This window comes from Dietzia sp. CW19, from assembly GCF_014145265.1.
GTDB lineage: Bacteria > Actinomycetota > Actinomycetes > Mycobacteriales > Mycobacteriaceae > Dietzia > Dietzia natronolimnaea.
Genome location: NZ_JAALEE010000053.1, coordinates 1 through 19,938, shown reverse-complemented (window position 1 = coordinate 19,938; position 19,938 = coordinate 1). Strand labels below are relative to the sequence as shown.

Here is a 19,938-nt window from a genome sequence, read left to right as displayed (position 1 = left end):
CGGTCCTGCGGGCGGACGCGCAGGTCGGCGACCTGGGCCGGCAGTACCGCGACGGGCTCGACGCGCTGCGGGTGACCCGGCCGTTCCGGTTGCTGGTGGGCCTGTTCTGCCTGCAGGCGGTGGCCACGGCCGTGATGCTCGCGGGTGGCCAGTACGTCGCCACCTACATCCTGGGCGACGAGGCCGCGCTGACCGGGCTGTTCCTCGCCCTGATCGCCCCCGCCCTGCTGGTGATGCCGCTGTGGGCCCGCCTGGCGCACGCCCGGGGCAAGGTCCCCGCTCTGGCGACCGCGACGATCCTGTTCACCGTGTCCGCTCTCATGCTCATCCCCGCGGGCATGTGGCCCGGGATGTGGGTGCACGTCCCGGTGGCGCTCGCGGGAGTCGCCTACGCCGGGATGCAGGCTCTACCGATGTCGATGCTCCCCGACACCACGGACATGGACCGCGAGCTGGGCGGCCGCCGTCGCAGCGGGGCGATGAGCGGGCTGTGGACGGCGTCCGAGACGGGATCCATGGCGCTCGGGCCCGTGGTGGTGCTGGCGCTGCTCGCGGTAACCGGCTTCCGCTCTGGCGGCGTCGCTGATCAGCCCGAACCGGCCCTCTGGGCCATCATCCTCGGCTTCTCCCTGGTCCCCGCCCTGCTGACCGCTGCGAGTCTGCTGGTCATCCGGGCGTTGGGCCGCGAGCACCCGAGCTGGACGGAGCCCGCATGACAGTCGAACCCCCGGATACCGAACCCCCAGGAGCCGGTCCCGCGGGCACCGATCCCCTGGAAGCCGTGATCGCCCGGAGGGGGGCCGCGGCCCTCGAGACGCTGGCTGCGCTGCGGGCGTCGGACCCGCCCACGACCGGCGGCAGGGTGCTCTCCTACGTCTACGACTCGGGACTGGAGGGCGTGGACCGGTTGGCCGTGCGCGCCGCCGGTCTGGCGCACGGCGTCAACGGCCTGGACCCGACCGTGTTCGGGTCGGTCGCACGGATCCACGGCGGGATCGTCGACAGGGTCCGCACGATCCTGGGCGGGGACGCCGGCGAGGGTCCGGGGAGCGACGACGACGAGGTCCACGGTGTCGTGACGTCGGGCGGCACCGAGAGTTGCGTGCTGGCGTGTCTGGCGGCTCGGGAGGTCTCGGGGCGTGCCCCCGGCAGTGGCGGGACGATCGTCGCCCCGGTGACCGTCCACGCGGCGTTCCGCAAGGCCGCCCACATCCTCGGGATGCGGTTCGTCGGCGTCGAGGTGGACCCCGACACGGGCCGGGTGGCCGCCGAGGACCTGCTGGCCGCCGTGGACCACGACACCTGCCTGGTGGTGTGCTCGGCCTCCTCCTACCCGACCGGTGTGATCGACCCGGTGGAGCAGGTCGCGGCCGGGCTCGACGCGCACCACGATCCGCGGATCGGGCTGCACGTGGACGCCTGTCTGGGCGGGCTGGTCCTCCCCTTCTGGCCGGGCGGGGTGGGATCGACCTGGGATCTACGGGTCCGACGGGTCACCAGCATCTCGGCCGATCTGCACAAGTACGGGTTCGCCCCCAAGGGCACCTCGGTCCTGCTCAGCCGGGGCCGCGCCAGGCACCGCGCATCCTGGTTCTCCACCGTCGACTGGCCGGGCTACCCGGTGGTCAACCCCACCCTGTCCGGGTCCAAGCCTCTCGAACCCGCGGCCGCCGCGTGGGCCGTGCTCGAGGCCCTGGGCGACGACGGTCAGTCCGAACTCGTGGCGCGCACCGCCAGGGCGACCGGACGCCTCGTGGAGGGGCTGTCCGGTATCGAGGGACTGCGCGTGATCGACTCCGATCCCGGACCTCTGATCGCCGTGGTGGCCGACGGATCCGCGGGAGACGCCCGACGTGTCCACCCTCACCTATGGGCGGACGAGTGCGGTCGCAGGGGCATCGTCGTGCAGGCGCAACCGGCCTACCGTCAGGAGCGGGGCGCGTTGCCGTCGTCGTCGCACCTCACCATCACCCCGGTGACCGAACGCCTGACGGACGAGATCCTGGACGTGGCACGCGCGGCGGCCGAGGAGGTACGCGGGCTGCCGGACCCGACGCCCCCGGCGGCGTTCGCCGATGTGCTGGCCGCACTGGAGGCCGGAGCCCTCTCCCCCGGCGACCTGCTCGCCCTGCCCGAGGACGATGTGCACGCGATGGTGTCCGGAGTGCTCGCCGACGACGACGGGGACGACGGCGGGATGGCCGCACTGCTCGCGGCGATCGAACGCCTCCCGGCCGAGGTGGGTGCCCGGCTGGTGCGGGCGTACCTCGCCGCGGTGATGGAGTAGTCAGGTCAGCTGCGCGCGGACGTCCACGGACGCTCGGAACCAGCGGGCCACATACGAGTGTGCGAGTAGCTCCGGGTGCTCCTGCAGGCATCGGACGAACCAGCCGGTCAAGCCATCCCAGTCGGTATGGAGCCCCGGCGGGTGAAGCGACCACCCCAGCTCCTCGACGGTCCAATGGGCCTTGGCCGAGTTTCGCAGCATCGAGGTGCAGACCCAGTTCGAGGCGTCGTCCACTCCTCCTCGCGCCACCGGCTCGAGATGGTCGATGGTGGGGAACAGCTCCCAGAACGCGAAGTGGGTCTCCGACATCAGCCAGTTCGGGTGTGCGGGAAAGTCCTCGGGAAGGAGCACGGACAGCAAGCGCAGCGCACCCGGATTCACCAGTTTCACCCCGCTGTAGCGGTCGAGGAATCCGTCCCGGTAGAAGATGTGCAGACACTGGCGGTCGGTGTAGCGGCGGCCGGACTTGATCACCGGCGCGAAGGGGTAGTCGGCCCGGAGAACGTCACGGCCTGAATCCATGTCGCCGGCGTCGATCGCGGTGACCACTCGAGCCAACACCTCAGCCTTGTCCTCGACGGACGTACGCGGCAGGGGCAGGCCGGCCGCCGGGGTCTCCTCCATAGCCACGATGCGCCTCTCCCCCCCCTGACTCGACGTCCTCGGCCTCCGGGCTCGACGCTACTGATCCAGAACAACGACGTCCGCCCCCCGACCGGAGTCGGGGGGCGGCGCGTGGTGCGGAGTGCGGGTGTCAGACCCGGACCGTGTCAGACCAGGACTGCGATCGCGACGTTGACCACACCGAGGACACCGGCGATGGTCGCCAGGGTCCCGGTGCTGCCCGCCGCCCTGGCCTCCTTGCGGACGCCCATCACCGCGACGACCAGGATGACGACCGCGACGACGAGCTTGATCCCGATCTTCATGTGGTTGAGGTCCACGTCCTGCATCTCGCGCAGACCGACGAGCAGCAGACCGGTGACCACCTGGAGGATCGCCCCGTGCAGGATCGCCTTGTTCATGTGAGGCGCCTTGATGGTGGCGAGCCACCCGCCGATGATGCCGGCCAGGCCGATGAAGTGCAGGATCAGAACGATGTTGAAAACGATGTCCATGTGGACAAGTGTCTCAAACGCACTGGTCACAGTGGACGCTAAGGCTCACCTAACCGTTGACGTCCGGACCGGCCCGCGCACGCGCCAGCCGACCGTGGTGGTCCCCGGCGGTCCGGGCCTCGGGTCGGTACTGCCGTATCGCGGGCTGCGGCGACGGGCCGCCCGCCTCGGGCTCGACCTGATCATGGTGGAGCACAGAGGTGTGGGACTGTCCCGCACCGACACCGCCGGCCGGGACCTGCCGGTGTCGGCGATGCGGATCGCCACGGTCGCCGGCGACATCGCCGCGGTACTCGACCGGGAAGCGGTGGACTCGGCCCACCTGGCCGGGTCCTCCTACGGTAGCTACGTGGTGTCCTGCGTCGGCGCCCTGTATCCCGAGCGCGTCGCCGGCATGCTGCTGGATTCGGCGCTGCAGTCGTCGACGGACATCGACCTCGAGCGTCGGGCGGTGCGGTCTCTGTTCTGGGATTCCGGCACCGCGATCGCGGCGGAAGTGCGGCGCCTCTACGCACGTGGAGAGGACCGCCGACGGTTGCTCGACGTGGTCCGCGCCGCCTACGAGTTGGGCGGACCGGAGCTGCTCGGCCCGGTGCTGCGGGGCCGAGTGCGCGGCCGGGCGCGGGGACGGCTGCGAGCCCCGGACGCAGCAGCCTGGCGACTCCTCGAGGCGTACGCGACCCGGGACGGCTCGCTCGCGCGCGTGCCGGGCGTCTACGAGTTCGACCTCGCCGGAGCGATCGGTTTCCGCGAACTGGGGTACGGCGCCCCGACCGACGGTAGGCCCCTGGACCCCGCGCTCACATATGCGCCGCTCGCGCACCAGTTTCCCGGGTTCGATGCGGAACCGGTCGACCTGAGTCGCGAGGTATCCCGCTTCACCTGGCCGATGGTCCTTCTCAGCGGCACCCGGGATCTCCGGACCCCACCGGACATCGCCGACCGCGTGGCGACGATCGCCCCAGAGGCGGTGGTCACCCGAATCGAGAACGGACACAGTGCGCTGGACACCCATCCCGCGGCGCTGATCAGGGCACTCGAGTACCTGACCACTGGTCGCTTCGACGCGCTTCCCGGTCAGGTCGACGCGCTGAACGTCCTCCCCCGCCGAGGTGTCTCAGCCCGGTTCCCGACACTTCTCTCGGGTCTGGTGCGGCACTCGGAGACCTGACCTGTCCGCGGAGCAGCCGGGACCCGCCACGCGCGTTACGCGAGACCGACAGGCTCAGTCGTCCTCGGACTGACGCGGCAGGACTACGACCGGGGACCGCGAGTGCGCGACGACGTGCTGGCTCACCGAGCCCAGGAGCAGTCCACGGAAACCACCCCACCCCCGGCTGCCCACCACGACGAGTCGGGCATCCCGCGAGGCCGCGACGATCGCCTCTGCAGGGTGGCCGCGAAGGACGGTCTGATCCACGCGGGCGTCGTCACCCAGGGTGTCCCGCACCGAATCCGAGAGCATTGTCCGCGCTCTCTCTTCCAGAATCGACGGGTCCACCCACCCGGCCATCGCGTACGGGCCGACGACGGCGGGGGTCTCGACGGCGGCCAGTGCGATCAGGGGCGCCCCGACAGTGTTCGCGTACTCGGCGGCCCAGGCCAGGGCTTTCAATGAGTCGGGTCCCCCGTCGACTCCGACTACGACCGGCTGTGCGTCCATTGGTCGACCTCCTCGGTGACACCGTCGTCGGTGCACCCGGCATCCGGCCGGATCCGGCGACACTCCCACCGTAGCCCCACGGTCACGATGCCGCGGGCAAGAGCAGCGATCGGATTACGCCGAATCTGGACTATCGCGAGTCCGGTCGAAGCCCGTTTGCGCCACCAGAATCTGGCTTTGAACCGCCAGGCTGAAGGACAGATCTGCACGCTGCACGAGACGACCGCCGGGGCATGAGTTTCCAGGCCCCCGCCCGAGTGCTGCACTACGATTCACGATGATGTGACCGATGGTGACGTCCGACCCGATCCGCGCCCGAGGAGATCCGCTCACCGTGCTTCAGAACTCCCCCCGCTGGAAAGAGGTCTCCCGCTCGGCCTTCGAGCACGAGAAGCAGGGCCTGGCCCTGCTCGCGAACGCCGTGCCGGACTCCGCGCCCTACCGGGTGTGGGCCAACTTCGAATTCCAGGACAGCCACGGCCAGTGGCACGAGGTCGACGCGCTGGTGGTGGGCCAGTCCCGCATCCACCTGCTCGAGCTCAAGTCGTACCACGGCAGGATCGGCGGTGACGAGCACCGCTGGGTGACTGACCGCAACGGCCGGGTAGACAGCATGCGCTCGCCCATGGTCGCCACCCGGCGCAAGGCGCAGCGATTCAAGTCCAAACTCGAGCAGGCGATCAGCCAAATAGCGCGGGACCAGGATGAGGACCCGCAGATCAGGCAGGTCGCTGCTACCGTCGGCCGCCTGCCGTGGATCCAGGAGGCGGTGTTCCTCCACGACCCCGGGGTCGTCTCGCACCTCGCGGCGGACAAGGCCCACAACATCTTCGGAGTGGACCCGGCGGACTTCCCCGACCGTGACGTCTGCACCAACCTCCCGCCAATCGCCGACCGTGTCCAGGAACCGGTGGGGCGCGAGAGGATCAGCGAGGCACTGAGCATGCTCATCGCGCTGGCCATGCGCAAGATCGCGGGGATCACCGTGCGCGATCACCTGGCCGGCTCGTACCTTCTGCACGACCGCGTCGACTCCCCCGACCCGCGCTTCCACGAATGGGACGGCGAACACCGGGAGACCCACGAGCCGATCCGCGCGCGCGTGCTCAACGTGGTGGCGGCCGCCACGGAGGGCGAGCAGATCCGCATGCGCAGGACGCTGCGCCGGGAGTACGAGCTGCTATCCGGGCTCGGTAACGAGCACATCGTGGCCCCCCGCTCCATGGAGACGCTGCGCGGCACCTCGGACGAGGTGGTGATCTACCCGGCGCTGCCGGACCATCGTCCGCTGGACGTTGCGCTACCGGGGGCCAAGCTCTCATCCCGGGAACGCGTGGAGATCGTCCGCCAGGTGGCGGACGCACTGCTGTACGCGCACCGGCACCAGGTGGCACACCGGGGACTCGATCCCACTACCGTCCTCCTCGACACCCGCCTGCTCTCCGCCCGGCCGGTCGACGCGTACGGCCGCATCGAGGTGCAGGTCGACGGCTGGTCCGGCGCGGGGACCTCCGAGGCATCGGGAACGGTCCTGGGGGCCACTGGCTCCGCCACATCGATGCCGGGCGACGAGCTCGCGGGCCGCGTCTACCTGGCACCGGAGGCCGCGGGCGTCCACACACCGGACCGCATGGCGGCGGATCTGTTCTCCCTCGGTGCGCTGGCGTACTACGTCCTCACCGGCGGCCAGGCCCCGGCCACGGACCGCTCCTCGCTGCTCGACCGGCTGGAGCGCGACCGCGGCCTAGACATGTCGGCGGTGACGAGCGAGTTCGACCAGGGACTCCGCGAGCTCGTCATGGACGCCACTTCGGCGACGGTCGACACGCGCAACACCAAGTTCGGGGTTTCGGACTCCCGCCAGGGACTTTCCCCAGTGATCGGCTTCGAGCGGCGCCTGGCCGAGGCCGCACGTCCGGCGACCCCGCAGCCCGCCGCGGAGCAAATGGACGCGCTGCGCCCGATGATCGACGGGGTGCTCGAGGGTCGGTTCGTCGTCAAGAAGGTTCTGGGCTCGGGGTCGACGGCGGTGGGCCTGCAGGTGGAGGATCTCGACGACGACTCCGGTCCGCCCACCAAGGTCCTCAAGGTGGCCCGAGACGAGGGTGCTGCGGAGCGACTGGCAGCAGAGGCGGAGGTCCTGCGGTCCCTCGGCCAGGGGCTGCCGGCCAAGTACTCCTCGCTGTTCGTGGCGCTACTCGAGGGTCCGATGGCCGTCCACGACCAACGCACGTGCCTGGTGCTCACGGATTGCGGGGAGGTCTCGCTGGCGAGCATGCTGCAGCTCGGGCGGATCTCCCAGGACCGGTTCTGGAAGTTCGCCATCAACCTCGCGGACATGCTTGTCGCTCTGGAGGCGGCGGGGGTCGCGCACCGGGACATCAAGCCAGCCAACCTCGGGATCGTGGGGCGGGGGCGCAGCCAGCACCTGGCCCTGTTCGATTTCTCCGCCTCCCGCGAGTCCCTGCAGCACACCAAGGTGGGCACGGGCGTGTACCGCGACCCGTTCCTGGGCCGGCGGTCGCGGCAGATCGCCGACTCCTCGGCCGAGCGTTATTCGGCCGGCGTGGTGTTGTTCGAGATGGCGACGGGTGAGACCCCGACGTACGGGGACGGGGTGAGCGAGCCCTCACTCACCGACGGTCACGTGGTGATCCCGGCGGAGGCGATGCCTCCCGAGTGGAGCCAGGACGTGGTGGAGCGGATGACGGGGATCTTCACCCGTCTGCTCGACGGGGACAGCGGGGTGCGGTTCGGCTCGGCGCAGGAGTTCCGCGAGGCGCTCGCTGCCGTCGCCGCGTCGGTCACCGCGGGTGACGGGGGGACGACGACGAGGGAGCCGGTCACTCCCCGCGATACCCCCACCCCCGTGACAGCCGTCGCTCTCCCGACGTTGGCGGAGCTGGCGGAGGAACTCCTGCGGGCTGCGGGCGGCTCGCGCACCTCCGATTACCGGCTAGTGCGGACGATCCTCGGGCGGGGCGAGGGCGCGCCGGAGGATCCGTTCCAGGCGATGTCCCGGTACGCCGAGCCGCTGCGGCTGAGTGCCGGCAGGATCCCGCAGCTCACCGGCAAGTTTCCGGCATTGTGGCAGTCCTCACCTGCGCTCACGGCAGCCTTCGAGGAGATCCGGGCCGCCACCCGCCGGGAGATCGTGCGCCGCGGCGGGGTGGCGAGCATCCGGCAGATCGCCGGGGCGATGGAGCAGAGTTTCCCCGTGGAGCAGGGTCACCGCGATTCCGAGCGCCTGCGCTTGGGCGTGCTGCGGATGTTTGACCTGGGCCTGCACCGCGCTGACGCCGCTGGCGGGTCCGAGGTGGAGCTGTTGCGCCGCGGTCGCTCCGCTCGGGTGATCGGGATGAGTGTGCACCCCGAGTGGGCGCGTCCCCTGGTGGCCGAGCTCAACCGTGCGGCGCACGATCTGCTCGCCGAGCCGGGAGTGCGGCACGTTCCGGCGGACCTCGTTCACGCGGAGCTGAGTCGGGCGGCCCGGTCGGTGCTCTCGGACGCCGCCGACGCGGAGTCCCGCATCGATCCCCTCACTTTGGCGGAGCTGGCGGTGGCGGGCGACGATGAGTTGGCACTCACCGCCACGGGCGACCTGTACTCCACCGCGATGGAGCTGCCCGAGCTTCTCGCGTTGACGCTGCCGCGGGCGGCCAGCCAGTTCAACCTGGGACTGCTCAAGGACCTCATCCGCGCCCGCTTCCCGGAGCTTCGCACCCGCGAGCCGAGGCGTGAGGATGTGGAGGCGGTGCTGGCCGAGCACATGCCGGGGATGGGGTGGGATCCGCAGCACCGGGATTTCCGTTACCCGCAGCAGACGACCGGCCTGAGCATGGTGCACACCCGGACTCCGTCCGCGTTCGTCACCGACCGCTCTGCGACCGAGGATCCTCTGATCGAGCAACTGGCGCGCGCCGCCTCGAGCCCGGGGTTCGTGTCCGTCTCGGTCCCCTACGGCCGTGGAGACGAAGTAGCGGGCAAGCTGGCCGAGCGACTGGGCGCCGAGGTGGTGGACCTATCCGCCGAGGTTCTCGCCAGCGTGGACTCCCTGCTCGAGACCAGCGGCCAGCTGGACAAGCGCGGGGATTTCCTGCGGTTGCCGCCCGAGCAGGTGCGCGGCGTCATGGAGGCCAACGTCACGACCGTCCTCGACAACGTCGATGCCACGGACGGCGCAGCGTTGGTCCTCACGGAAGCTTCGCTGCTCGCCGAGTACTCACAGCTATCCCAGCTCGGGCGATGGACGGATTTGACTGCTCCCCCGCGCCGGCCGGTGGTGTTGGTGACGGGCCGCGCCAAAGACGCCCCGGGCCAGCCGGACCAGGTGGACGGACGCCCGCTCCCCATCACCAGCGATTCGCAGCTGGTGAGCGTGTAAGCGAGGGTCTACTTCCGCTTACCCAGGGAGGGGGCGCCTCCGGACCGCACATCGAGCACACCGACGACGTTCTCCGGCCCCCGGCTAATCTGGCGGCGACGCTCCAGGTATGCGTCCAGCAGGAAGGCCAGCTCGAGCTCCGATAGGTGCGACTTACGTCGCCTGGAGGCGAAGGCCGCGGCGAGGTCCTTGAGCCGGGCCCTCCGGTTACGCAGCTGCGTCCGGGCGTCCGCCTCGTAATCCGCTCCCCTGTCGATGAGGGCGCTGATCTCGGCATCACATCTCGCGATGGCGTTGCGAACCCCTTCGGCTGACGGTTCCTCGCACCACGTCAGAGTTTGCCGGACCTCCATCCGGGCGGTCTCGATCCGTTTCCGTTCCTTGTCGGGCAACGACCGCAAGCGCTGGGAGTCGGCGGCGGAATCGGGAACCAGCGTGATACGCCCGCCAGTTTCTTGAGGGACCTGGGCAGGCGCCACCGTCGCAGACGCTGCCGCCGCGGCCTGCCGCTCTCGGGCCTTGCGGACAGACCTCTTGATTGCCTTCTTGCTCTTCCGCGCGACCGCGCGTTTGGCCTTGAGTGCCCGGATCCGCGAAGCGTCGGCGGGGACGCCGTCCTCGATGAGAGCGACGATCTGGGCGTCGATCGCGGCTACGGCGCGCTGGCGCTCCTCGTCGGTGTTCATGTCGGAAACACTATCCGGGTCTCGCCGCTCTCACGTGCTTCGTAGGATGTTCGAGGGACTCGCAACGCGCGAGTCCGCGTGCGTGAAAGGCCAGGTGCCAGGTGGCGGGTAGGCGGCGGAAGTCGGCGGAGCAACAGACTCTTACGGGTGCGTTGCAGCCGGTGGTGCGAGATCTCGTTGACGACATGCGTGCTCGCCTCGCGGCTGACCTGGACAAGATGGCGGAGTGGAAGACCACCCACGCGGCGCTCAAGGAATCCCAGTGCACCGGTGCCACGTGGGCAGACTGGCAGGAAGATCAGCTCACCCAGGCGGCGGTGGGGTGGGTGCTCACGAGCGTCTTCGTGCGGTTCTGCGAGGATAACGACCTGCTGGGGGCGCACCAACGCTGGATTAGTGGACCGGATGCGGACGGGCGTCGGCGGGCGGTGGACGAGCAGGACCGCTTCTTCTCGGCGAATCTCGACCAGAGCTTCCGTGGCTATCTGCGGCATGCTTTCTCCCAGCTGGAGCGCTCCCCTGCGGCGGCACCCCTGGTGGGCGAGCACGCCGGGATTCACATCGCCGAGCCGAGTGACGACGCGGCGCAGCGGTTGGTGGAGTTCTGGCGCCAGCCTGATGCGGAGAACGCGACCGTATGGTCCCTGCGCGATCCGGCACTGGATACCCGGTTCTTGGGCGACATGTATCAGGATCTGTCGGAGTACGCCAAGAAGAAGTACGCGCTACTGCAGACACCGGAATTCGTCGAGGAGTTCATCCTCGATCGCACGCTGACCCCGGCGCTGAAGGAGCGCTCCCCTCGTCTTCCATCGGTCGATGCAGAGGGTCGGACCGGGGCCGTCGACTTCAGGATCATCGATCCCACCTGCGGATCGGGGCACTTCCTTCTCGGTGCATTCGAGCGGATGCTGGATTACTGGCGCACTGAAGCGCCCGGAGTGGAGGCGACCGAGCAGGTGCGACTGGCGCTCTCCTCCATCCACGGGGTGGACATCAACCCGTTCGCGGTTGCCATTGCGCAGTTCCGACTCATGGTGGCAGCACTCCGAGCGATCGGCGGGTCGAGCCTGCTTAACGTGCCCGAGCTTCCGCTACAGGTGTACGCGGGAGACTCGCTGCTATGGAGCGAGGATTCGGCTGGGCAGTCCGGATTGGATTACGGCGACCTCTCCGTTGATCCGGACGCTGTTGCCAGCGGGGTCAACCTCTCGACAGAGGACGTGGCGGCGCTGCGACGCACGCTAGCGCGGGACCAGTACGACGTGGTGGTGGGCAATCCGCCCTACATCACGGTGAAGGATAAGACCCTCAATCAGCGGTACCGAGAGCTGTACGGCTACTGCAAGGGCACGTACGCATTGACGGTGCCGTTCATGGAACAGTTCCATGCCTTGGCCAAGTCCGGCACCACCGATCCGTCCCGTGCGGGGTGGATCGGGCAGATCACCTCAAACTCATTCATGGCGCGAGAGTTCGGAGTTCCGCTTATCGAGGAGTTATTGCCGCGGATCGATCTGCTCGAGGTGATCGACACCTCGGGCGCGTACATCCCGGGCCACGGCACCCCGACGGTGACGCTAGTCTCGCGAAATCGCCGACCGAGCGCATCCACAGTCCGGGCAGTGCTAGGGATTCAAGGTGAGCCGGGTGCGCCGGAAGACCCCGCGCAGGGACTCGTGTGGCGCAGCATCGTGGAGAACGTTAATTCTCCGGATTATGAAGATCAGTGGATCAGCGTGGTCGATGTCCCGCGTGACATGCTCTCTGCGCATCCGTGGTCGCTGCAAGGTGGATCGGCTGGACTGGTCAGTGCGCAAATCGACAAATCGTCTGTGTCCATGTTGGTGGGTTTACTCGGTGCGCCTGTTGGAGGATCAATCCGAGCGGGAGCGGACGAAGCTTTCATGCGACCAAATTTCGGTAGCCCTAGGTTCAGGGGTGAACGCTTCTCCCGGGAATTCCTGATGGGTGACGGTGTTCGCGACTACTCAAGCGAAATCCACACTCGAATCCTCTACCCGTACAAGTACGGATCGCGCGAGTTGGACATGGGCTTCCCAACGGAATCGCTTTGGCGGATGCGTGCGCTCCTCGCGAATAGAGCCACATTCCAAGGGAAGATGGCAGACGCTGGTCTCGAATGGTTCGAGTACATGCAGCACACTTTCAAGCCCTACGTAACCGAGCTTTCGATCGCGTTTGCGTTTGTGGCGACGCATAACCATTTTTTGTTGGATCGCGGCGGGAAGGTGTTCAACCGCTCGGCGCCGGTGATCAAGTTGCCGGAGGGGGCGAGCGAGGACGAGCACCTCGAACTGTTGGGCGTGCTGAACTCGTCGACGGCGTGCTTCTGGCTCAAGCAAAACAGCTACCCAAAGGGAGGAGACCCGGTCGGCGACTCCGGCGCACGCGTCAGTCAGCAACCATGGGCGGACAGGTATGAGTTCACCGGCACGACCCTGAAGGACTTCCCACTTCCGGCCGGATCCGTGTTGGAGCGCGCACGGCGCGTCGATCTGCTGGCCCAGGAGTTGGCGGCGGTCGAGCCCGCTGCGCTTCTCGAGGGGTCATCGCCGTCGGCTGAGCTGTTCGCCCGCGGCGAGGCGGAATGGGAACGGATTCGTGGACTGATGATCGCCGAGCAGGAGGAGCTCGATTGGCAGGTGTACCACCTGTACGGGTTCACCGACTCCGACCTGTCGCTCCCGGTGGATGAGGTGCCCGGGATAGCTCTGGGCGAGCGGGCCTTCGAGATCGCCCTCGCGCGCCGGGTGCAGGCAGGCGAGGCCGAGACGGCGTGGTTCGACCGCCACCGCTCGACGCCGGTCACCGAGATCCCGGCCCACCTACCGGCCGCATACCGCGACGCCGTGCAGAGTCGCCTGGATCTCATCGCCGAGGACCGCTCGCTCGAGCTGCTCGAGCGTCCCGAGTACAAGCGGCGCTGGTCGTCCGTGCCGTGGGCCGACCGGGTCCGCGCAGCTCTGGCGGCGTGGATCCTGGACAGGCTGGAGAACCCTGAGCTGTGGAAGGACCCCAACGGGTACCCGCAGCCGCAATCGATTCGCCATCTCGCCGCGAAGGTCGAAACCGCACCGCAGTTGGCGGGTGTGGCCGAGGCGCTCGAGTTGTGGTCGAGCAAGCGGCAGGCCGGCGTGCTCACCAACCTGGTGGCGCTCTTGCAGGACGAGGCCGTGCCGTACCTGGCCGCACTCCGGCTCAAGGACTCGGGCTTGCGCAAGTTCGCCGAATGGCAGGTCACCTGGGATGCCCAGCGCGCCGAGGACCGCGGCGAGATCACCACCGCCCAGGTCCCGGTCCCGCCCAAGTACACGTCTGCGGACTTCCGCAAGGCCTCATACTGGCAGGCTCGAGGCAAGCTCGACGTGCCCAAGGAACGGTTTGTTTCCTACCCCGGTGCCTCGGGGCCGGACGATCCCACCACGATGCTGGGCTGGGCGGGCTGGGACCACGCCGAGCAAGGCATCGCCCTGGTGTCGCTGTACGACGATCGCAAGGACGACACCGACCCTGTCGAGCTCACGCCCCTGGTGGCGGGGCTAGCCGAGCTCCTGCCGTGGATCCGTCAGTGGCACTCCGGCATGGACGCCCACTCCGGAATCGACTGGGCCGACTACCTCGCCGGACAGCTGACCTCGCTCGCCGAGCGTTCCGGCGTCGCGATCGCCGACCTGTCCGCCTGGCGTCCCGCCCCCGCGACCCGCGGCCGCAAGCGCGTCGCAGCCGCAGCTACTACACCCGATAAGGAAAGCTAGAGGCCATGGCCTTCACCCCTCCCGGCGCGACGGCAGGGTCGGGCACCAGCCCCACCCTGCGTGACGTCTTCTCGATCCCCGAGCACTCGGGAACCTCGACGTTCGTCCTCCAACTCTCCGACGCCGTCACCAGAGACGAACTCGGGACCACCCTGGCCGAGTACGTGGTGACCCCGTCCATCGGCGACGCCTTTGACGAGGCGCTCGCCCTGGTCGACAGCGCCCTGGCCACCGGAGAGAACAAGGGGGCCTTCCTCAAGGGCTCCTTCGGCTCCGGCAAGTCGCACTTCATGGCGGTGCTGCTCGCCCTTCTCACCGGGGACCCTCGCGCCCGCGCCATTGCCGAACTCCAGCAGCACATTGCCGACCACCCGCGGGCCACGTCGAGCAAGATCCTCGCGCTGCCCTTCCACTTCCTGGGCTCGAACTCCATCGAGGACACCCTCTTCTCGGCGTACCTGGCGCACCTGAACCGGCTCCACCCGGGAGTCACCCCGCCGGTACTCCACATGGCCGACGGGCTGCTTGAGAACGCCGAACAGATGCGTGCCGAGGTAGGCGACGAGAGGTTCTTCGCCCGCCTGGCCACTGCCACCACCGGACCCGGCGGCGTCACCTCGTCGTCGTCATCCACCCCCGGCGGCCTCGACCTGGCCGCGCTCGGCGGCGCCACCGCCACCACCTGGGACCGCGACACCTACGACCGCGCCCGACACCCCGCCGCCTCGCGCGCCGAGCGGGACGCGCTCGTCTCCGCGCTCGGCCAGACGTGGATCACCTCCGCCCACACCAACACCGACTGGCTGCACCTGCCCGAGGGTCTGTCCGCGATCGCCGCGCACGCCAAGGCCCTCGGCTACGAGGCCGTGGTCCTGCTGCTCGACGAGCTGATCCTGTGGCTCACCTTCCACTTCTCCAACCGCGAGTTCTTCGGCCGCGAGATTCAGAAGCTCACCGGGTTCGTCGAATCAGACCAGGGCCGCATGGCCGTGCCGATCGTCAGCTTTATCGCCCGCCAGCACGACCTCAAGGCGTGGAAGGACTCGTCCATCGAGGCCGGCGAGGCCACCAAGATCCGCGAGCAGGCCATCGCCCACCAGGAAGGCCGCTTCTCCGGCATCGCGCTCGGCTCGGCCAACCTGCCGCAGATCGCCCACCGCCGGCTCCTCACCCCCAAGAACGCCGCGGCGGTCGAGGCGCTCGAGGCCTCGTTCCAGCGCCTGCACCTTTCCCCGGCCGTCAAGCCCGTCCTGCTGGACAAGGTCAACACCGACGACCAGCACCGCGGAGCCACCGAGGAGCAGTTCCGCCTCACCTACCCCTTCAGCCCGGTCCTCATCGACACCCTCGTTCATCTGTCCACCGCCATGCAGCGTGACCGCACCGCGCTCAAGGTGATGGAGTCGATGCTCGTCGACCTCGCCGACACCATGACCGTCGACCAGGTGATCCCCGTGGGTGAGGTGTTCGACTACATCATCGACGGGACCCAGAAGGGCGGCACCGACGAGGCCGTGGCCGCCCGGTTCCGCACGGCGCGCACGCTGTGGCACGACAAGCTCCGTCCCGCCGTCCTGGCACAGTTTCCCGATGCCGACCCGAGCGTGCGGGACCTGGACCAGCCCAAGGGCGTGCGGGCCCAGCTCCGACTGGCCAAGACGCTATTGCTCTCCGCTCTCGCGCCCGAGGTGCCCGGGCTCAAGGCGCTCACTGCCAGCCGTCTTGCACACCTCAACCACGGGGAGCTTGTCTCGATCGTCGCCTCTGACGCGCCGACCCGCGCGCTCGCCTCTGTTCGGGAGTGGAACACCTCGGTTCCCGAGATCACCGTGGGAACAGACAGCCACGATCCGCTGATCTCCATCACGCTCGAGGAACTGCCTTTCGACGAGATCCTCGAACGCGCCCGCGGCGAGGACACCTTCTCCCGGCGCCGAGAACGTCTGTGGTCGATGCTGCAGGAGGAGTTCGGTATCGCCGCCATCGACGCGCAGGCGGACGGCGCGCGCTCGACCAGGATCACCTGGCGAGGAACGAACCGGACCGTCGAGATCGTTCGTGGCAACGTCCGTGACCCGGGTTCCGTGCCCGACACCCTCTTGGCACCCGTCGAACCCGGGGCGCTGCGGGTGATCGTGGACCTGCCCTTCGACGAGGAGGGACACGGCGTCTCCGAGGATCACGCCCGCCTGGACCGCCTGCGAACCGAGGGGCACGACCACTTCACCCTGGCCTGGCTGCCGGCGTTCCTCGACCGCAAGCAGATGGACGACCTGGGCAAGCTCGTCACCATGGACTGGGTTCTGCAGTCGGAGAAGTGGCTGGGTTACACCAGCTACCTCGCCGACGGCGACCGCGAGCGTGTTCGCCAGGTCATGGTGACCCAGCGCAACCAGCTCGCCGGGCAGCTGTCTGCCATCCTGCGCAAAATGTATGGCATCGCCGAGGGGGCGGTGTTCCCCGAGGGGCAGCCGCCGGTGCGTTCGCTGAGTTCCTCCGTGGTGGTCCAGCGGCCCGTCGGCGCCTCCCTGCGCGAGGCCGCTAGGCGGCTCTACGATCAGGCGTTTGACCAGCGCTACCCCGACCACCCGCGGTTCGACACCACCAGCGCGCTCATGCAGAAGGACTTCGCGACCTCGCTCGAGGTGCTGCGGCGGTCCGACGCCCGCGAGGACGGCCGCGCCTCCTTTGCCGCCGCCGAGCGCAAGTCCGTCCAGCTGGTGCTGGGGGGTCTGCGGGTGGCCGACGTCCACGAATCCCACCTCGTGTTCCCCAGTGCCACCTTCGCGACCCTGGCCGGGCAGATCGACCGCGCGCTCGCCGAGTACGAGAAGACCGCCCCGGACCAGGGCGTGCTCACGGTGGCGCAGGTCGTGGCGGCAGTGGAGAAGCTCATGCCGCAAGCCGGGCTCAACCGCGACTGCACCACGCTCCTCGCGGCGGCGTGGTCCGAGTCACGCGACCGCAGCTGGTTCACCTATGGGACTCCCGTAGCAGCGCCGGCCTTCAAGGACATCCAGCAGTCCCACCAGCTGCGCGAACCGGTGCTGCCCGAGCAGGGCGAATGGGACCGCGCCGTCCAGGCTGCCCAGCACCTGTTCGGCATTCCCGAGCGCGGCCACCTCTCCCCCACCAACCTCACGCACCTGGCGGGTGAGGTGGCGAGCAAGGCCGACGAGTTCAAGCGGCCCAGCGAGGACCTGGTGGAGCAGTTAGCCAAGCTCGAGCAGCGACTGGGCCGAGGCGCCGACGGGCGGCGGCTCCAGCTCGCGCGCCGGCAGACCGAGTTGCTGCAGACGCTGGTGCGCAAGAAGCAGCACCACGGCGAGATCGTCACCGCCCTCGCCGCCGCCGGCGAGGGGCCGGGCACCTACCTCGGGGCCACCACCAACGAGGCAAGTCTGTCCATCACGAGTGCCGACGAGGTCGCCGCCGTCGCGCGCAACCTCGGCCCGACCCTCGAGACGGTGGTCGGTGGCCGCGCCAAGCAGGGGCCCCTCGGCGGCGAAGCCACGCAGATCGTTATGGACCTCGACAAGGGCGTCGACACCCACGAGTTCGTCCAGCATCTGGCCACGGCTGTTCAGAAGTTTGAGAAGCGCGCTCAGGACTGGATCAACAAGGCGATCGTCGGTCCGCCCCCGCCCCCGATCCCGACCCCGCCGATTTCGCCGCCTCCACCCCCGCTGCCACCTCTTCCGCCGACCGAAGTGGAGATCACCGGCTCCGGTGCACGCCGGACATTCGAGGCGCACGGCAGCCAAGTCGAGGCCGCGATCCACACGGCCCTCGCTGATCTTGGGCAGAGCTACGGGGCGGGCACCCGCTTCCGGATCGAGATCACCGCCGAGGAGCCCCAAACGTGACCCCGGCCAGCGCCGGGTTTGCGGGGAGCGTCACCTCGTCGTCGTCCCTCGGTACGGCGACCGCCGCCGACCTCATTCCCCTCCTCCACGGTCTCTATCGGGACAAGCAGCACAAGCGCGGTTTGCTGGTGATGCACGCCCGCCCCGAGTGGGACGGCATCGAGCTGCGCGTCGATGACCTCACCGTGCCGGTCCACTGCTGCCGGACGGTGCTGGAGATCCGGGACGTGGTGCGGCACCGGAATGACCCCGAGGTGCCGTGGCGCGTCGTGCTCACCGACCTCCCCGAGGAGCAGATTCCCCAGGGCGTCAAGGAGCATTTCCAACCGCTTGGGCGCATGCGAGAACTCGACCCCGTGGGCACCCTGCTCGGGATGTTCTCCGCCGACCGGACCGACGGCCGCATCCCCCGAGGGCGGGACGATGTCCGGGGGCTCACGACCGCGTTGGCCGACCACCGTGACTCCCTCGCCCCCACCCCGACCCCGGTCCTCACCGCGGACCACCTCTACGGGTCCATCAGCACGCTCGTGCTGGGTCTGGAACCGGATTACCGGCTCGCGGACCTCCTGGCGTGGAGTGCCACCCCCGACGCCCACGCCGCGTGGGACGAGCTGGCCTCGCAGCTCACATCTAACGTCCGCGCGGGGCTCATCACGTGGCTGTGCCGAACGTTCACGCTGACCGGCCCCGGGATCCGCAGCCTGTGGCACAAGAGCGGGCCACGGGCGCTCCTGCCCGCCGGCCTGGTAGCCGAGACCCTCCGCACGCCCGACTGGCAGGACACCCCCACGGAACTCACCGGAGCGCGGGCCCTGTTCAGCCACCACATCGGCACCACACTCGGGGACCAGTCCCTGCGCGAATGGGGGTCCGCCGCCGCTAAGGCCGTCCGCGCCTCACTCGATGACGGGCAGCCGCTCACCGCCGTACTCGGTGAGGCCAATCGATTGATCGCCGGATTCGAGCAGAACGGCGGCGCCTCCCTGCTCGCCGGATCCACCGTCCTGCCCGGCGCCTTCCAGCGCCGCCTCGACGTGTACGCCCGCGGCCTGGCCTCCGCCCTCGACGGAGGGGGCGAGACCGCGTTGCTGCGGGGGCTCAAGGCGCTGCGGGCGCACGTCGAAGCCGAGCGTTCCCGGCCCGACGATCTCGAGACCGCCGCCGCGCTGGTCCGGCTCCACCGGTGGAACCAGACCGAGGCCGCCGCCGTGGCCGACCGGCTGCGTTCCGTCGGTCACGTCGAGGCGATGCGCGCGTACGTCGACGAACTGAGCTGGGTGGACAGGGCCGTCAACTCGGCTTGGCGTGGCTTCACCGCCGATCCCAAGCCCGCGGTCGGGCAGTCCGCGGCGGACCCCGATGCGCTCGGTCGTCGCGTGCTCGACCGCACCCTCGCCGTACGACGCGACATCGACCGGACCTTCGCTGCGCTTGTCGGTGCGCGATTGGCCGACCGCTCCACCGCCGGCGACGCCCTGCTCATGGAGGACGTGCTAACTCGTGTCGTCGCGACCCTGCGGAGGTCCGGGCCGGTTGAATCCGGTCAACGGAGTGAGCGGGCGCTGCTCGTAGTGGTGATCGATGGCCTTTCCGTGGCCGCCGCGCACGGGCTGCTCGAGGACGTGGCGGCCCGTCACGCCACCGTCTGGCAGCGGCTCGACCTGGCCTCCCTCGGACTCGACGTGGCAGCCTCCGCCCTGCCGTCGGTGACCACCGCGTCCCGGACCTCGCTGCTCAGGGGCGAGCTGGCCCTCGGCGGGCAGCAGGAGGAGCGGACCGGGTTCGCCGCCCTGTTCCCCGCCCACCCCTCGGCCAGCGACGGGCCGCTGTTCCACAAGGCCGACCTCGACGCGAGCATCGGCGATACCGTCCGCAGCGCCATCTACGACACCAAGCACGTCCCCGTGGTGGGCGCGGTGCTCAACACCGTCGATGACGCTCTAGACCGGTCCGACCCCATCGCCACCACCTGGACCACCGCGCGCATCACCCACCTGGACAAGCTGCTCGACTACGCCCGCGCCGTCGGACGAGACGTGGTCCTGCTCTCCGACCACGGACACGTGGTCGAACGCAGCAGGATCGGCAAGGTCACCGCCGACGGCGCCGTGAGCGCCCGCTGGCGGCCCGCCAGCGGAGCTCCCGCCCAGGA

At 69.2% G+C, this 19,938-nt stretch carries 11 protein-coding genes; 7 read left to right on the top strand and 4 right to left on the bottom strand.

The window, feature by feature from the left end:
- On the top strand, nt 1–716 hold a 716-nt coding region (locus G6021_RS01960; protein WP_182640557.1), incomplete at its 5' end, for an MFS transporter.
- The gene (locus G6021_RS01955) at nt 713–2,287 is read left to right on the top strand and encodes an aminotransferase class V-fold PLP-dependent enzyme (RefSeq protein ID WP_182640556.1); all 1,575 of its coding nucleotides are present in this window, start codon (nt 713–715) and stop codon (nt 2,285–2,287) included. The genes G6021_RS01960 and G6021_RS01955, both read left to right, overlap by 4 nt.
- On the opposite strand, the gene G6021_RS01950 is transcribed toward G6021_RS01955, so the two are convergent.
- Both G6021_RS01950 and G6021_RS01945 read right to left on the bottom strand, forming a co-directional pair.
- Nucleotides 2,288–2,911 carry an HNH endonuclease gene (locus G6021_RS01950; protein WP_182640559.1) on the bottom strand — a complete coding sequence of 208 codons (624 nt, stop codon included), beginning with the start codon at nt 2,909–2,911 and terminating at the stop codon, nt 2,288–2,290.
- A gap of 146 nt (nt 2,912–3,057) precedes the next feature.
- Entirely contained in the window at nt 3,058–3,405 is a 348-nt protein-coding gene (locus tag G6021_RS01945) for a hypothetical protein (RefSeq protein ID WP_182640555.1), read from the bottom strand.
- 31 nt (nt 3,406–3,436) lie between these two features.
- On the opposite strand from G6021_RS01945, the gene G6021_RS01940 reads away from it, so the two are divergent.
- On the top strand, nt 3,437–4,576 hold the full coding sequence (locus G6021_RS01940; protein WP_347238898.1) for an alpha/beta hydrolase: 1,140 nt from the start codon (nt 3,437–3,439) through the stop codon (nt 4,574–4,576).
- Nucleotides 4,577–4,630: 54 nt separating this feature from the next.
- On the opposite strand, the gene G6021_RS01935 is transcribed toward G6021_RS01940, so the two are convergent.
- The gene (locus G6021_RS01935) at nt 4,631–5,068 is read right to left on the bottom strand and encodes a universal stress protein (protein ID WP_182640554.1); all 438 of its coding nucleotides are present in this window, start codon (nt 5,066–5,068) and stop codon (nt 4,631–4,633) included.
- Nucleotides 5,069–5,402: 334 nt separating this feature from the next.
- Between G6021_RS01935 and G6021_RS01930 the strand changes: the two genes are divergently transcribed.
- Nucleotides 5,403–9,452: an NERD domain-containing protein gene (locus G6021_RS01930; RefSeq protein WP_182640553.1), complete on the top strand. Its 4,050-nt coding sequence runs from the start codon at nt 5,403–5,405 to the stop codon at nt 9,450–9,452.
- A gap of 8 nt (nt 9,453–9,460) precedes the next feature.
- On the opposite strand, the gene G6021_RS01925 is transcribed toward G6021_RS01930, so the two are convergent.
- On the bottom strand, nt 9,461–10,138 hold the full coding sequence (locus G6021_RS01925; RefSeq protein ID WP_182640552.1) for a hypothetical protein: 678 nt from the start codon (nt 10,136–10,138) through the stop codon (nt 9,461–9,463).
- A gap of 101 nt (nt 10,139–10,239) precedes the next feature.
- Between G6021_RS01925 and pglX the strand changes: the two genes are divergently transcribed.
- The 3 genes from pglX to pglZ form a co-directional block, all read left to right on the top strand.
- Entirely contained in the window at nt 10,240–13,917 is a 3,678-nt protein-coding gene (gene pglX, locus G6021_RS01920; protein WP_347238897.1) for a BREX-2 system adenine-specific DNA-methyltransferase PglX, read from the top strand.
- 5 nt (nt 13,918–13,922) lie between these two features.
- The gene (locus G6021_RS01915; RefSeq protein ID WP_182640550.1) at nt 13,923–17,783 is read left to right on the top strand and encodes a DUF6079 family protein; all 3,861 of its coding nucleotides are present in this window, start codon (nt 13,923–13,925) and stop codon (nt 17,781–17,783) included.
- Nucleotides 17,780–19,938, top strand: a 2,159-nt coding sequence (gene pglZ / locus G6021_RS01910; RefSeq protein ID WP_182640549.1) for a BREX-2 system phosphatase PglZ, incomplete at its 3' end; no start/stop codon positions are given. The genes G6021_RS01915 and pglZ, both read left to right, overlap by 4 nt.